This window comes from Solidesulfovibrio sp. (assembly GCF_029978005.1).
Lineage (GTDB): Bacteria > Desulfobacterota > Desulfovibrionia > Desulfovibrionales > Desulfovibrionaceae > Solidesulfovibrio.
Genome location: NZ_JARKOZ010000058.1, coordinates 1 through 14,561, shown reverse-complemented (window position 1 = coordinate 14,561; position 14,561 = coordinate 1). Strand labels below are relative to the sequence as shown.

11 protein-coding genes are annotated in these 14,561 nt (G+C 69.8%); 8 read left to right on the top strand and 3 right to left on the bottom strand.

Annotation, left to right across the window (positions count from 1 at the left end; all coding sequences use genetic code 11):
• Window positions 1-57 precede the first annotated feature (57 nt).
• Window positions 58-642 carry a molybdopterin-guanine dinucleotide biosynthesis protein B gene (gene mobB / locus Q1K70_RS06865; RefSeq protein WP_300157212.1) on the top strand — a complete coding sequence of 195 codons (585 nt, stop codon included), beginning with the start codon at window positions 58-60 and terminating at the stop codon, window positions 640-642.
• A gap of 125 nt (window positions 643-767) precedes the next feature.
• Here mobB and Q1K70_RS06860 read toward each other — a convergent pair whose 3' ends face one another.
• Window positions 768-2,009, bottom strand: coding sequence for a DUF190 domain-containing protein (locus Q1K70_RS06860; protein ID WP_300157210.1), 1,242 nt, complete (start codon window positions 2,007-2,009; stop codon window positions 768-770).
• A gap of 514 nt (window positions 2,010-2,523) precedes the next feature.
• Here Q1K70_RS06860 and Q1K70_RS06855 point away from each other — a divergent pair.
• From Q1K70_RS06855 to Q1K70_RS06825, 7 genes are all read left to right on the top strand, one after another.
• Window positions 2,524-3,546 carry a molybdopterin-binding protein gene (locus Q1K70_RS06855; RefSeq protein ID WP_300157208.1) on the top strand — a complete coding sequence of 341 codons (1,023 nt, stop codon included), beginning with the start codon at window positions 2,524-2,526 and terminating at the stop codon, window positions 3,544-3,546.
• A 139-nt stretch (window positions 3,547-3,685) separates the two neighbouring features.
• Entirely contained in the window at window positions 3,686-6,403 is a 2,718-nt protein-coding gene (locus tag Q1K70_RS06850) for a PAS domain S-box protein (RefSeq protein WP_300157205.1), read from the top strand.
• Between the two features lie 19 nt (window positions 6,404-6,422).
• Window positions 6,423-7,898 (top strand): sigma-54 dependent transcriptional regulator, encoded by a 1,476-nt coding sequence (locus tag Q1K70_RS06845; RefSeq protein WP_300157203.1) that lies wholly within the window; start codon window positions 6,423-6,425, stop codon window positions 7,896-7,898.
• A 330-nt stretch (window positions 7,899-8,228) separates the two neighbouring features.
• On the top strand, window positions 8,229-9,437 hold the full coding sequence (glp, locus tag Q1K70_RS06840; RefSeq protein WP_300157201.1) for a gephyrin-like molybdotransferase Glp: 1,209 nt from the start codon (window positions 8,229-8,231) through the stop codon (window positions 9,435-9,437).
• Between the two features lie 84 nt (window positions 9,438-9,521).
• Window positions 9,522-10,379: a formate dehydrogenase accessory sulfurtransferase FdhD gene (locus Q1K70_RS06835; protein ID WP_300157199.1), complete on the top strand. Its 858-nt coding sequence runs from the start codon at window positions 9,522-9,524 to the stop codon at window positions 10,377-10,379.
• 140 nt (window positions 10,380-10,519) lie between these two features.
• Entirely contained in the window at window positions 10,520-11,299 is a 780-nt protein-coding gene (locus tag Q1K70_RS06830; protein WP_300157197.1) for a class III extradiol ring-cleavage dioxygenase, read from the top strand.
• Window positions 11,300-11,331: 32 nt separating this feature from the next.
• Entirely contained in the window at window positions 11,332-12,408 is a 1,077-nt protein-coding gene (locus Q1K70_RS06825) for an ADP-ribosylglycohydrolase family protein (protein ID WP_300157195.1), read from the top strand.
• A gap of 17 nt (window positions 12,409-12,425) precedes the next feature.
• On the opposite strand, the gene Q1K70_RS06820 is transcribed toward Q1K70_RS06825, so the two are convergent.
• Both Q1K70_RS06820 and purT read right to left on the bottom strand, forming a co-directional pair.
• The gene (locus Q1K70_RS06820) at window positions 12,426-13,241 is read right to left on the bottom strand and encodes a TIM barrel protein (RefSeq protein WP_300157193.1); all 816 of its coding nucleotides are present in this window, start codon (window positions 13,239-13,241) and stop codon (window positions 12,426-12,428) included.
• Window positions 13,242-13,328: 87 nt separating this feature from the next.
• Complete coding sequence (gene purT, locus Q1K70_RS06815) at window positions 13,329-14,510, bottom strand: formate-dependent phosphoribosylglycinamide formyltransferase (protein ID WP_300157191.1); 1,182 nt, start codon at window positions 14,508-14,510, stop codon at window positions 13,329-13,331.
• Between the last annotated feature and the right edge of the window lie 51 nt (window positions 14,511-14,561).

Here is a 14,561-nt window from a genome sequence, read left to right as displayed (position 1 = left end):
TCCCGCAGGCCCCCGCCCGTCCCTTTCGCCAATACGACCCACGCCAACGGAGCCGCCATGTTCAGACCCTGGACCATCGCCCGGGAACCGGCGCGGACAGCCGACAAAAGCGCCCCGGAGAGCCGGCGGGAAGCCCCCCCCGACGTTCCCGTGATCTGCATCGTGGCCGGCCGGTCCAAGACCGGCAAGACCACCCTCATGGAAGGCCTCATCGACGAACTGACCCGGCGCGGCCACCGCGTCGGCGCGGTCAAAAGCGACTGCCACGGCTTCGACATGGACGTCCCGGGCAAGGACTCCTGGCGTTTCGGCCGGGCCGGAGCCCGGGCCACGGCCGTGGTCGGGCCGGGCCGCTACGCCGTCATCCAGCGCACCGAGGCCAAAAGCGAACTCGACGCGGTGGCGGCGCTCATGCGCGACGTGGACATCATCCTGGCCGAGGGCTTCAAGCATTCCGACAAGCCCAAGATCGAGGTGGTGCGCCAGGCCATGGGGGACACGCTGGTCTCCCGGGCGGCGGACCGCATCGCCCTGGTCACGGACGTGGACTGGGGGGCCGTGTCCACACCCGTGTTCGGCCTTGACGACTACCCGGCCATCGCCTCCTTCCTCGTGGACGCCTATCTGCGGCCCCGCGACTGACGCGTTCCGGGCCCTGCGTCCCGGTGCGCCGATGCTTTTCGGACGCGCGCCGGGAGAGACAAGGGCCAAGACGGCCCGCTTGCAGGACGCAAGGGAAGCGGGGAAAGGGAAAAGTCCGGCCGGCCTCAGGCCATGGCCGGGACGCGGGCGTCGGGGCGGACCTCGGCCGCCAGGCGACCGAGCACGGCGTTGCGGTCGGCCAGGCCGGCGAACCGGCCGTCCCGGTCGAGGACCAGCAGGAGCTTGGTCCGCTTTTCCGCGAAAAGTCGCAGCATCCGCTCCAGGGTCGCATCGGCGTACACGGCCGGCAGCTCGCAACGGGAGGCGTTGCGAGCCGTGCCCACCGCGTGCACGTCCTTGGAAACGTCGCCCGAGAATACGGCCACGAGGATTTCCAAGAGCTCTGGCTTGTTGCGGCCGAGGCACCGCTCGAGCAGTCCCCGGTCGGACACCACGCCCACGGGCCGGCCGCCGGCGTCCACCACCACGGCCAGGCGGCGCGGGGCGGCCATGATCCGGGCCAGGACCTCGGGCAGGGGCAGCTGCGGCGACACGATGGGCGCGGCGTCGGACAGGAGGTCCGCGGCGCACACGGCCCGCTCCCGAAGGGGCACGTCGAGGCCGGGCAGCAGGTCCGCCCGACCGACGATGCCGGCCAGGTCGCCGGCGTCGTCGAGGACCGGCATCCGCTTGAACCCGCCGGCGACCAGACGGGAAAGGGCCTCGGCCAGGGGCGTCTTGACGTTGAGCGCCTGGGCCGAGGCGGTCATGACGTCGCGCACGAGCAGCCCGGCCCGCGTAAGCGGCCCCAGGCACGGCTCCAGGAAACGCCGGGGCAGCATGGCCAGAAGGTCCAGGCGAAGCGGCAATCCGGCCCGGTGCAGCAGGTCGCCGCCCGTGAGCATGCCGGCCAGGCGGCCGCCGTCCATGACCGGCGCGGCGGTCACCCCCCGCTCGAGGAGCCGCTCGACCGCCTGGGCAAGCGGCAGGTCGGGCGCGACCGTGCATACCTCGGCCCGCATGACGTCGCGCACGCGCGGCGACGTGCAAAAGATCGCCAGAGCCCGCTCCACCACCAGCGTCCCCTCGCGCACGGCGGCCCTGGCCAGGGGCACGAAGGCGGCGATGCGCTCCGGCCGGTCCACGATCTCCACCACCGCCGGCAGGTCCTCGGACAGGCGCAGGAGCCTCGGCGTATGCACCAGGCAATTGCCGCCGAACCCCAGGACGCCCCGATACACCGTGGCTCCGGCCATGCCCCGTCGCCGGGCCTCCTCCACGAGCCATTCGTAGAGGGGGCGGCCCTCGTGCCGCGCGGCCTGGCCGACATAGACGCGCAGAATGCTCGCCTCGGTCATGGAAGTCATGGCGATCGTCCTTGTTGGCGGTGGCGGACCTTTGGCAGCTTGGGAGAGCAAGGGCCATGCCAGGGGCGGGGGGGACGCAAGCAGGCCGCGCAAGCCGGTCGAACGCCCCGCCCCGCATGCCTGGTTGAAAAACAATGGAGAGCTAATTATAACATAAAACTATGCAGCCTGCATGCAATTGCAACGCTTGCATGGCCGACGCGCCCGACCCAGGGCATTGTCCGCGAGGCCGGCCGGTCCCGGGACCGGCTCCGGCCGGGGCGGAGAGGGCGGCCCGTCGCCTGCCTTCCCCCCGCCAGAGCCGCGGCGAGCAATAGATCCCAGGAGCCAGGCAGGGGGGCCCGTCGGCCCCGTGGCCTGCTTCTTGCTTTTTTCATCCGCCAAGCGGCCACAGCGCGACGAGGCGGGACAACGACCGGCCGACGGCACGGGCCGCTGCCCAGGCCGGCAAAACGACACCGAGCGCGCCTTCCGCCCCTGGCGGGGGGCGGAAAGCGCGCCGCGAGAGGCAGCCATGCGCAGCGTTTCCGTGTTAGAAGCCCAAGGCATGGTCCTTTGCCACGACATCACCCGCATCGTGCCGGGCGAGGGCAAGGGGCCGGCCTTCCGCAAGGGCCATGTCGTCACGGACGAGGACATCCCCGTGCTGCTGCGCCTGGGCAAGGAACACATCCACGTCTGGGAGCCGGTGGAGAACGCCGTGCACGAGGACGAGGCCGCCCTGGCCATCGCCGCGGCCCTGGCCGGCGAGGGCGTGCGCATCGGCCGGCCCTGCGAGGGACGCGTTGACCTCACGGCCGACCGGCCGGGCCTCCTCGTCGTCGACAAGGACGCCCTGCGCCGCTGCAACAGCGTGGAGGAGGTCACCATCGCCACCCTGCACGGCGACATCGCCGTGCCCCCGGGCAAGGTGCTGGCCGGGGCCCGGGTGGTGCCCCTGGCCGTGGCCCGCGACCGGCTCGACCGGGTGGCGGCCGTGACGGCCGAGACCGGCCCGGTGGTGTCGGTGCTGCCCTTCCGGGCCCTGCGCGTGGGCGTGGTCACCACGGGCAGCGAAGTCTACCACGGCCGCATCGCGGACCGGTTCGGCCCGGTGCTGCGCCGCAAGTTCTCGGAGCTCGGCAGCGCCGTCACGCGCCAGATCATCGTGTCCGACGACCTGGACATGATCGTGGGGGCCATGACCCGGCTGCTGGGCGAAGGCGCGGAGATGCTCGCGGTCACGGGCGGCATGTCCGTGGACGCCGACGACCTCTCCCCCACCGCCATCCGTTCCCTCGGCGGCGACATCGTCACCTACGGCGCGCCCACCTTCCCCGGGGCCATGTTCATGCTGGCCTACGTCGGCGAGGTTCCCGTGGTGGGCCTGCCCGGCTGCGTCATGTACCACGAGGCCAGCATCTTCGACCTGACCGTGCCCCGCATCCTGGCCGGCAAGCGCCTGACGCGCGCCGACATCGTGGAACTCGGCTACGGCGGGCTCTGCGGCAAGTGCCCGCAATGCCGGTTTCCGGACTGCGGCTTCGGCCGCCACTGAGCCGGGGAAGCGGCCTCAAAGCATAATACATTGATATAATTAAATAAAAATAATACCATATGAAATTGATAAGGGTATCGGGATCAGGTAGCATCCCGGGGAAGCGTTCACGTCGCACGCAAGAGCGCGAGAGGCGCCGGTGAACAGCAGCAAGATCGACTCGTTCTACAATTTCCTGCGCCGCAAACCGCCCAAGGGGCAGCCCTCGGCCCGGGAGAGCGACCAGTTCCACATCCTGGTGGAGCAGTCCTCCGACGGCATCATGGTCACGGACAGGGACTGGGTGCTGCTCGACGTCAACACCAGCGGCTGCCTGATCTTCGGCTACGACCGGCCGGACCTGCAGCGCCGGGCCTTCGGCGAGCTGGTGGCCGGCGAGGACCTGCCCAAGCTCGAGCTGATCGGCAAGGCCCTGCGCACCGGCGACTCGGTGCTGTGCTCCCTCAACTGCCGCCGCCGGGGCGGCTGCTCCTTCCCGGCCCAGGTCAACCTGCGGCCGCTGATGGACGGCCGCATCCAGATCATCCTGCGCGACATGACCCAGAAGGGCCGGATGCAGGCCCGGCTGGAGGCCAGCGAGGCCCGCTACCGGGCCATCGTCGAGGACCAGACCGAGTTCATCCGCCGCTTCAAGCCCGACCTCACGCTCACCTACGTCAACCCGGCCTTTTGCAAGTATTTCGGCAAAAACCAGTTCGAACTGCTCGGCAAGAACTTTCTGGAGCTCGTGCCGCCCGAGGACCACGCCTCGGTGGCGCGCCAGGTCCGGGAGCTGAGCCGGGACCGGCCCGTGGCCGTGGCCGAGCGCCGGTCCCTGCACGCCGGCGGCGAGGAGCGCTGGCAGCAGTGGGTCAACCGGGCCATCTTCGACGACGCGGGCGAGATCATCGAATACCAGTCCGTGGGCCGCGACATCACGGAGCAAAAGCGCATCGAGCGCCGCCTCAAGGAGAGCGAGGTCCGCTACCGGGCCATCGTCGAGGACCAGACCGAGTGCATCCGCCGCTTCAAGCCCGACCTCACGCTCACCTACGTCAACCCGGCCTTTTGCAAGTATTTCGGCAAGACCGAGGGGGAGCTGCTCGGCAAGAGCTTCCTCGCCCTCTTCCCCGAGGAGGACCACGCCCACATCCGCCGTCAGATCGAGGGCCTGTCCGCCAAGCACCCCGTGGCCGAGGCCGAGCGCCGGCTGCGCGGGCCCGGCGGCGCGGAGCGCTGGCAGCTGTGGGTCAACCGGGCCATCTGCGACGACGCCGGCAATATCGTCGAATACCAGTCCGTGGGCCGCGACATCACGGAACAGAAGGTCATCGAGCGGCGGCTCACCGAAAGCGAGGCCCGCTACCGGGCCATCGTCGAGGACCAGACCGAGTTCATCCGCCGCTTCAAGCCCGACCTCACGCTCACCTACGTCAACCCGGCCTTTTGCCGCTACTTCGGCCGCCGCGAACGGGAACTTCTGGGCAAGAGCTTCCTGGCGCTCATTCCCGACGAGGACCACGACCTGGTGCGCGCCCAGATCCGGGCCCTTTGCATCTCCCAGCCCGTGGGCGTGGCCGAGCGGCGCACCATCATGCAAAACGGCGAGGAGCGCTGGCAGCACTGGGTCAACCGGGCCATCTTCGGCGAGGACGGGGAGATCGTCGAATACCAGTCCGTGGGCCGCGACATGACCGCCTACAAGCGCATGGAGGAGCAGCTCAAAAAAAGCGAGAGCCGCTACCGGGCCATCGTCGAGGATCAGACCGACCTCATCCGCCGCTTCACGCCCGACGGCACCCTGACCTTCGTCAACAGCGCCTTCTGCCGCTTCTACCAGAAGGACTTCGCCGAGATCCTGGGCAGCAACTTCGAGTCGCTCATCCCGCCCCAGGACCGGGAGCGCATCGCCAACCAGATCTATTCCCTGACCCCGGAAACGCCCACCTGCATCACCGAGCCGCGCTACTACAAGCCCGATGGCACCTTGAGCTGGTTGCAGTACGTCAACCGGGGCATCTACAACAGCAAGGGCGAGGTCATCGAATACCAGTCCGTGGGCCGCGACATCACCGCCCAGAAAGAGGCCGAGACCAAGGTCCAGGAGGCCCGCGAGGCCATCGAGCGCGCCACCCGCGTCACCACCCTGGCCGTCATCGGCGGCGGCATCGCCCACGAGATCAATCAGCCCCTAAACGCCGTGAAGATCCTCGTCGGCACCCTGTCCTACCTCATCAAGAACGGAAAGGACGCCGTGCCGGACAGCATCACCCAGGGCCTGACCGACATCGGCGAACAGATCGACCGCATCGACGCCATCGTCAACCACCTGCGGCTTTTTCTGCGCAAGAGCCAGAACTTCGAGTACATCCCCTGCAACCTCAACGAGATCGTGGAAACGGCCCTGGCCCTGGTGGCCAACCAGCTCTTCTCCAAGCGGATACGGGTCAAAAAGCTCCTCGCCCCGACCCTGCCCCCGATATGCGGCTCGTCCGTGCGCTTCGAGGAGATCGTGCTCAACCTCATCATGAACGCCGTGGACGCTCTGGAAGGCATCGACAAGCGCCGCAAGATCACCATCCAGACCTGGGCCGAGGAGGACGGCGTCCACCTGGTGGTCTCGGACACCGGCCGGGGCGTCGCGCCGGAAGTGGCGGACAAGATCTTCGAGCCCTTCTTTTCCACCAAGAAGCAGGGGGGCAACATGGGCCTTGGCCTGTCCATCGTCCATTCCATCGTCGTGGCGAGCAACGGCACCATCAGGATCGAGAACCTTCCCGGCGGCGGGACGGCGGTGTCGGTCCGCCTGCCGGCGGCCCGGGACGGGACGGAAGACGGGGCGTGCTGCCGCGAGGCGGCGCAGCTCGCCCGGCAGTAGCCTGCAAAGGACGCGGAACATGCGCATATTGCTGGTCGACGACGAGATGCAGGGCCGCAAGTACCTGGCCAACTACCTGACGCTGCTCGGCCACGAGGTCACCCAGTGCCAGTCGGCCGAGGAGGCCATCGAGGTGCTGGCCGAGGCCCGCTTCCACATGGTCCTGTCCGACATCAAGATGGAGGGCCAGTCCGGCATCGACCTGGTGCGCCACATCAAGAAGGGCGCCAAGGCCGACCAGCCGGACATCGTGCTCTACACCGGCTTCATCGACATCGAGCTGGCCATTGGGGCGCTACGGGCCGGGGCCTACGACTACCTCACCAAGCCCATCAACTTCGACGAGCTCGGGGCCATCCTGGACCGGGTGGCCGAGCACCAGGAGCTGGTCCGGGAAAACGCCCTGCTCACCGACCATTTCGACGACGAACTGCGGGCCGCGGCCGCGGACAAGGACCGCGAGCTGGCCGAGGTCCACGCCATGCTGGCCAAGCAGGCCGGCATCGAAAACCTGCTGCTTTTCTCCAAGCCCATGCGCGAGGTGATCCGCCAGGCCGAGCAGTACCACACCGACCGGTCCATCCCGGTGCTCATCCAGGGCGAGACCGGGGTCGGCAAGGAGATCGTGGCCAAGGTCATCCACTACGGCGACGACCGGGAGGCCCGGCCCTTCATCGACATCAACTGCACGGCCATCACCCCGAGCCTGTTCGAGAGCGAGCTGTTCGGCTACGAGGGCGGGTCGTTCAGCGGCGGCTATTCGCGCGGCCAGAAAGGCAAGCTGGACATGGCCGCCGGGGGATCGCTTTTTCTCGACGAGATCGCCGAGATCCCGGTGGAGCTGCAGGCCAAGCTCCTGCGCGTGCTGGAGGAGAAGCACTTCTACCGGGTGGGCGGGCTAAAAAAGATCCAGACCGACATCCGGGTCATTTCCGCCACCAACCTGGATTTCGACGAGCGCATCAAATCCGGGCTTTTTCGCCGCGACCTCTACTACCGGCTCAAGGTGGGCCACATCTACGTGCCGCCCCTGCGCGAGCGCCAGGAGGACATCCTCAACATGGGCCTGGCCTATCTCCAGATCTTTTCCCGCAAGCGCGGCAAGCGCTTTTGCCGCATAAGCGACGCCGCCGCCGAGGTGCTCCTGTCCTACCGCTGGCCGGGCAACGTCCGCGAGCTGCGCAACGCCATGGAATGGGTCTCCTTCATGTTCGACGACGAGGAGCTGCGCGTCGAGCATTTCGGCCGGCTGCTCAACAAGGCCGCCCCGGCCGACGGCGAGCCGCGCAACCTCGCCGAGGCCCGGCCCGTGGCCCGCAAGCGCCTGGAGCGCGCCGTCCAGGACGACCAGATGACCGACGTCGTGGAACAGGCCCTGGAACGCTTCCACGGCAACAAGACCCAGGCGGCCCGGTTTCTCGGCATCTCCATCCGCACCCTCTACTACCGCCTGGAACGGGCGCGCAAGGAACCGGCCAAGGCCCAGGGGAGCTGACGGACCCCAGCTCCCCTGCAATTGCAGGCCATGCAATTGCAAGCCGTGCAGCCGGTCGCGCCCGACCGCCCCGCCGGCCCCTCCCACGCCGGTCCGGGAGGGGCCGACTTTTTTTCATGCCCAGCCAACAAGCCGAAATCGCACGATTTATCGGAAACATGCTCCGCCGGCCCGCTGTCGGCCCCGGGCAGGAACGGATGTTGCTTTGTCATGGTCCAGGTTGTGCCGCCATCGGCGGCGGGCCGGCCCGGCCTTCCTCCTGCCGGCCGGCCCGCCGCCGAAAAACCGGCCGGACTCTTTCCCCGGCAGGCACGACGGTGGGAGCGCGCCATGGCTTCGAAGCTCGAAACGGTGCAGCAGACGCTGCTTGAGGTCGTGCGGACCGCCGGCACGGAACCCCTTCCCCTGGAGCAGTGCTGGCAGCGCGTGCTGGCGGAAGACGTCGCCGCGGACATGGACTTCCCCCCCTTCGACCGCTCTCCTCTGGACGGCTACGCCGTCATCGCCGCCGAGGTCGAGGCTGCCGGCCGGGAGCGGCCGGTGGTTCTGCGCGAGGTGGAAAGCGTGGCCGCCGGCGAAGTGCCGCGCCAGATCGTGGTCCCGGGCACGACCTGCCGCATCATGACCGGCGCGCCCCTGCCCGAAGGGGCCACGGGCGTGGTCAAGCTCGAGGACACGGTGCGCCTGGGCCGGCGCATCCACATTCTCAATGGCGCGGGCGCGGCCCGCAACATCTGCCGGCGCGGCGAGGAGATCGCCGCGGGCGAGGTGGCCGTGGCCGCCGGCACGCTGCTCAATTCCGGGGCCATGGGCACCCTGGCCCTGCTCGGCCGGGCCCGGCCCCTGGTCCACCGGCGGCCCCGGGTCGGCATCATCGTCACCGGCAGCGAACTGGCCACGGTGGACGACGCCCTGCCGCCGGGCAAGATCCACGACTCCAACAGCTACATGCTCGGGGCGCAGGTGCGCGACGCCGGGGCCGAGCCCGTGCTCTTCGGCGTCATCCGCGACGACGTGAGCGCCATCTGCGCCGTCATCGAAAAAGCCGGCGACTGCGACATGGTCATCACCACCGGCGGCGTGTCCGTGGGCGACTACGATCTGGCCCGGCTCGTCTTTACGCGCCTTGGCATCGCCACCTTGTGCGAGCGGGTGGACATGAAGCCCGGCATGCCGGTGCTGGCCGGGCTGCTGGCCGACCGGCTCGTGGTCGGCCTTTCGGGCAACCCGGCCGCGGCCAGCATCGCCTTCGAGCAGATCATCCGGCCGCTGCTGCTCAAGATGGGCGGCCGCAAGGCCTGGTGGCGGCAGAGCGCGCGCGGCACCATGACCAAGGGCTTCGCCAAGGGCTCCGGAGCCAGGCGTTTCGTGTGGGCCTACAGCTGGCTCGGCGAGGCCGGGCTCCTGGTCGAGCCCCTGCCCCTGCAGGGCAACGGCATGCTCAAGTCCGCCATCGCCGCCAATTCCCTCATCGCCGTGGAAGCGGGCAGCCCGCCCATCGGCGCGGGCGAGAACATCGAAGTCATCCTTTTGCACTGAGCCGGGCGGACGGCGCGCGGGCGGGCCCGTCGCCGTCCACCAATTCCCTACCGTTCCAGGCTGAAATAGACCCCGGAGGCCGCCATGACCGTACCCCAGCCCCAGCCGGCGCATCGCCTCGAACTGGCCCCCAATCCGGCCGACCCGTCCCTTTCCCGGGCCGTTCCCGCCCTGGACCAGGACGGCGAGCCGATCAGCCTGTGGGCCGTCGCCGAGCGCATGCTGACCATTTTTTTAAACGGCCGCGAGATCGTCACGGTCATGACCGTGGGCGACAACGCCGGCTACCTGGCCCTGGGCTTTCTGCTCAACCAGCGCCTGCTCGAACCCGGCGACCGGGTGCACGGCGTCAAGCACGACCCGGAGTGCGGCACGGTCATGGTCGAGGCCGATCTCCTTCCCCGACCCGAACTCGGCCCCATGCGCCGTATCCACACCTCGGGCTGCGCCGTGGGCACGCTCTTCGGCGGGGTCATGGAGTCCCTGGACGACATCAAGCTCCCGGCCGCGCCTCGCCTGCGCAGCACCTGGCTGCGCACGCTGGGCTACAAGATCGACACCCTGGAGACGCTGCACCGCAAGACCGGCTCCATCCACCGCTGCGTGCTGTGCCGGCAGGACCAGCTGCTGGCCTACGTGGAGGACGTGGGGCGGCACAACGCCCTGGACGCCCTGGCCGGGTTCATGTTCCTGCATGGCATCGATCCGGCGGACAAGATCGTCTACACCACGGGCCGGCTCACCAGCGAGGTGGTCATCAAGACCGTGATCATGGGCGTGCCCGTGCTGGTCTCCCGGGGCGGCTTCACCGCGCTCGGCATCGAGCTGGCCCAAAAGACCGACCTGACGCTGATCGGCCGCTGCCGGGGACGCTACTTCCAGGCCCTGTCCGGGTGCGGGCGCATCCTCTTCGACGCCCCGTCCCTGGCCAAGGGAGCCTGAGCCGGCGTCATCCGGTTTGACGCGCCGCGCGGGCCGGCGTATCCGGAAGGCATGCTTTGCCCCAGCCTTTGAGGCGAAGGGCCTCGGAGCGGGGCCTCGCGTCCGCTCCAGGCCGGGGCGGGCCGACGCCAGGAACTGCCATGCCCCAGCGGCTTCCCTCCCTTTTCGTCTCCCACGGCGCGCCGACGCTCTTTCTGGAGCCCCAGCCCGCCAGGGCCTTCCTGCAACGGCTGGGGGCGACCCTTCCCCGGCCCGAGGCCGTCCTTTGCGTCTCGGCCCACTGGACCACGGCCCGGCCCACGGTGACCCTGGCCGCGCACCCGGAGACCATCCACGACTTTTCCGGCTTCCCCGAGGAGCTTTACGCCGTGCGCTATCCCGCGCCGGGCGCGCCCGGGCTGGCCGGACGCGTGCTTTCCCTGCTTGAGGAGGCGGGCGTCCCGGCCTCGGGAGATGCGGCGCGCGGGCTCGACCACGGGGCCTGGGTGCCGCTCGGGCTCATGTATCCCGAGGCCGACGTGCCCGTGGTCCAGCTTTCCGTGCAGCCGGGCCTGTCGCCTCGGGAGCATCTGGCCGTGGGGCGGGCCCTCGCCCCTCTGGCCCGGGAGGGCGTGCTGGTCCTTGGCAGCGGCGGCGCGACGCACAACCTTCGCGACGTCCGCTGGGACGACCCGGACGCGCCCCCGCCGCCCTACGTGCGCGCCTTCGACGACTGGCTCAAGGCGGCCGTGCTCGAAGGGCGCACGGAAGCGCTGGCCGCCTATGCGGACCAGGCCCCTTACGCCGGGCGCAACCACCCCACGCCGGAACACTTCCTGCCGCTTTTCGCCCCGCTGGCCATGGGCGGGACGGCGCGCCTGGCCCACGATTCCTTCTGCCTCGGCGTGCTTTCCATGGCGGCCTTCCTGTGGGAGCCTTGAGTTCCCGCGACCACCCGCAAGGAGGACGGACCATGCCGGGCCGAAACATCGAGGACCGCGCGCGCGGCGCGCTCATGGGGGCCTTCGTCGGCGACGCCCTGGGCCTGGGGCCCCACTGGTACTACGACCTGGACGCCCTGCGCCGCGACTACGGCGACTGGATCGACGGCTACACCGACCCGAAACCCGGGCGCTACCACGAGGGCCTTCGCGCCGGGCAGCTCTCCCAGGCCGGCTTCCTGCTGGCGCTCACCCTGGAGTCCCTGGTCTCGCGCGGCGGCTACGACCGCGACGACTTCTGCCGCCGCCTGGACGAGGACCTCTTTCCCCGGCTCGACGGCACGCCGGTGAGCGGACCGGGCAACTACACCAGCCAGTCCATCCGCGAGGCCTGGCGGCGGCGCGTGACCCTGGGGCTGTCCTGGGACAGGACCGGCGGCCCGGCCGACACCACCGAGGCCATCGAGCGCGCCCTGGCCATCGCCGTGCGCTACGCCGCGCGCCCGGCCGAGCTGGCCGCCCACGTCGCGGACAACACGACGCTCACCCAGTCCGATCCTCTGGTCGTGTCCCTGACCGTGGCCTACTGCGCCGTGCTCGGCCAGCTCGTGGCCGGCCGCAGGCTCGACGCGGACTTGTCGGAGCGGCTCATGCATCTGGTCAAGACCGGGGAGCTGCCCTTCCACGCCGTCACCCGCGACGACCTCCAGCCGCCGCGCCCCGGCGACCCGGACCCGCCCCGGGCCGGGCGCTTCGCCTCGCCCGACGCCCTGCTCTCCCCGTCCTACATGGCCCGGGCGGCGGCCGACCCGGACATCCGCATCGAGCCGGCCTGGAAGGTTTCCCTCGTCTACGGCCTGCCCTGCGCCATCTACCACCAGCTCCCGGCGGCCTACTACCTGGCCGCCCGTTTCCACGACGACTTCGAAGCGGCGGTGCTCCATTCCGTCAACGGCGGCGGCCAGAACCAGGCGCGCACGATCCTCGTCGGCGCGCTGGCCGGCGCGCAGACCGGGCTGTCGGGCATCCCCAAACGGTTCCTGGACGGACTGGAGCAAGGCGGGCGGCTGCTCGAACTGGCCGAAGCCCTGGCCGCCGCCGTGGGATAGGCGGGAGCCCGCCCTGCCTAGAGGCTCTCGTAGAAGTTCTTGAGGAGCAGCGCGTCGTTTTCGAGTTCCGGGCTTTCGCACACGACGCAGCCTTTCGCGCCGTGCCCGTGCAGGGCCTTCAGACAGGCCTTGTAGTCGAAGTCGCTTTCCAGAAGCGGCAGGTGGTTCTTTTCGCCCTTGGGGCCGTAGGCGATGCCGCTGATGTGGATGTGCAGGTCGGCCAGGGCCTCGGGGCCGAGACGTTCGCCGACGTGATCCAGGATCCGCGAGAAATCGTCGCGGCTCTTGAGGGCCCCGCCGTCCCTGGCGTGCAGGTGGGAGAAGTCGATGCAGGGCTTGCAGGTGCCGATCTCGCCGCAAAGGGCCACGATCTCCTCAAGGGAGCCGAACTGCGAGGCCTTGCCCGTGGTCTCCAGGCGGTAGTCCACGCCCAGGCTTGGCAGCAGGCGCAGGTTGTCCCGGATGGCGGCGTAGGCGTCGCTTTCGGATCTGCCGAGGTAGAAGCCGGGATGGAAGACCACGCTGCGTCCGCCGACGCCGCGCAGGGCCTCGGCGGCCTTGACGATGCGCGCCCGGGACTGGTCCCGCTTCTCGGGCTCCGCGGCATTGAGGTTGATGAAATAGGAGGCGTGGGCGGAGAGGTAGAGGCCGTGCGCCTCCTTGGCGGCCAGGACGGCGGCGCGGTTTTTTTCCGTGACGTTGACCGAGCGCACGAAAGGCAGCTCCATGGCGTCGAGGCCAAGGGCGCGCAGATAGGCGATGCCGCCGGCGTAGTCGAACTTTTGCCCCTCGCCCAGGGGCAGGCCGGAAATGCCGAAAAGCAGTTTGTCCAACGATCGGTCCTCGGCTTGCGCGGTCATGGCGGCGAGCCCGCGCCGCCTGGCGCGGGCTCGCCCGGAAAATGCCCCGCCAGGCGGGCGCTACAGCTCCACCCGCACGAAGGAGGCGGCGCGCACGGCCTTGGCCTTGGCCTCCTCCACGTCGCGCCCCAGGGCCAGGGCCACGCCCATGCGGCGAAGGCCGTGCACCTCGGGCTTGCCGAAAAGGCGCAGGGCCGTGTCCGGCTCGGCCAGGGCCTGCGGATCGATCGCGTAGCGCGGCGCGGCGCAGTCGCCCTCGGCCAGCACCACCCGTGAGGCGGCCGGCCCGTACTGGCGGATGGCCGGCACGGGCAGGCCCAGGATGGCCCGCACGTGCAGGGCGAACTCGGACAGGTCCTGGGAAATGAGCGTCACCATGCCCGTGTCGTGGGGCCGGGGGGAGACTTCGGAAAAAAGCACCGTGTCGCCCTTGATAACAAGCCCCACGCCGAAGATGCCGCGCCCGCCCAGGGCCCCGGTCACGGCCGCGGCCATTTCCCGGGCCCGGGCCAGGGCGGCGTCGCTCATGGGATGCGGCTGCCAGGACTCGCGGTAGTCGCCCTTCTCCTGGCGATGGCCGATGGGGGCGCAAAAGGTCGTGCCGCCGGCGTGGCGCACGGTCAGCAGCGTGATCTCGTAATCGAAATCCACGAACCCCTCGACGATGACCCGCCCGGCCCCGGCCCGGCCGGCGCTCTGGGCGTAGTCCCAGGCCGCCTCGGCCGAGGCGGCGTCGCGGGCCACGCTCTGGCCCTTGCCCGAGGAGGACATGACCGGCTTGACCACGCAGGGGAACCCGACCACCTGGCAGGCGGCCAGGAACTCCTCCCGGGTGTCGGCGAAGCGGTAGGGCGAGGTGGCAAGGCCCAGCTCCTCGGCGGCCAGGCGGCGGATGCCCTCGCGGTCCATGGTGAGCCGCGCCGCCCGGGCCGTGGGGATGACGGTCACGCCCTCGGCCTCCAAGGCCAGCAGCTCGTCCGTGGCGATGGCCTCGATCTCCGGCACCACGAAGTCGGGTTTTTCCTCCTCGATGATGCGGCGCAGGGCGGCGGCGTCGAGCATGCTGACGACGTGGCTGCGGTGGGCGACCTGCATGGCCGGCGCATTGGGATAGCGGTCCACAGCCACGACCTCGACGCCCAGGCGCTGGGCCTCGATGGCCACTTCCTTGCCGAGTTCTCCGGAGCCGAGCAGCATGATCCTGGTGGCGGACGGGGTGAGCGGCGTGCCGATGGTCGCCATGGCGGGCCTCCTGGTGAATGTTGTGCGGGCGCGGGGAAATTACAGGGAAGA

Bases quoted from the DNA above. Each gene is read 5' to 3' on its own strand.
- mobB (WP_300157212.1), top strand. From the start codon at position 58: ATGTTCAGACCCTGGACCATCGCCCGGGAACCGGCGCGGACAGCCGAC.
- Q1K70_RS06860 (WP_300157210.1), bottom strand. From the start codon at position 2,009: ATGACTTCCATGACCGAGGCGAGCATTCTGCGCGTCTATGTCGGCCAG.
- Q1K70_RS06855 (WP_300157208.1), top strand. From the start codon at position 2,524: ATGCGCAGCGTTTCCGTGTTAGAAGCCCAAGGCATGGTCCTTTGCCAC.
- Q1K70_RS06845 (WP_300157203.1), top strand. From the start codon at position 6,423: ATGCGCATATTGCTGGTCGACGACGAGATGCAGGGCCGCAAGTACCTG.
- glp (WP_300157201.1), top strand. From the start codon at position 8,229: ATGGCTTCGAAGCTCGAAACGGTGCAGCAGACGCTGCTTGAGGTCGTG.
- Q1K70_RS06835 (WP_300157199.1), top strand. From the start codon at position 9,522: ATGACCGTACCCCAGCCCCAGCCGGCGCATCGCCTCGAACTGGCCCCC.
- Q1K70_RS06830 (WP_300157197.1), top strand. From the start codon at position 10,520: ATGCCCCAGCGGCTTCCCTCCCTTTTCGTCTCCCACGGCGCGCCGACG.
- Q1K70_RS06825 (WP_300157195.1), top strand. From the start codon at position 11,332: ATGCCGGGCCGAAACATCGAGGACCGCGCGCGCGGCGCGCTCATGGGG.
- purT (WP_300157191.1), bottom strand. From the start codon at position 14,510: ATGGCGACCATCGGCACGCCGCTCACCCCGTCCGCCACCAGGATCATG.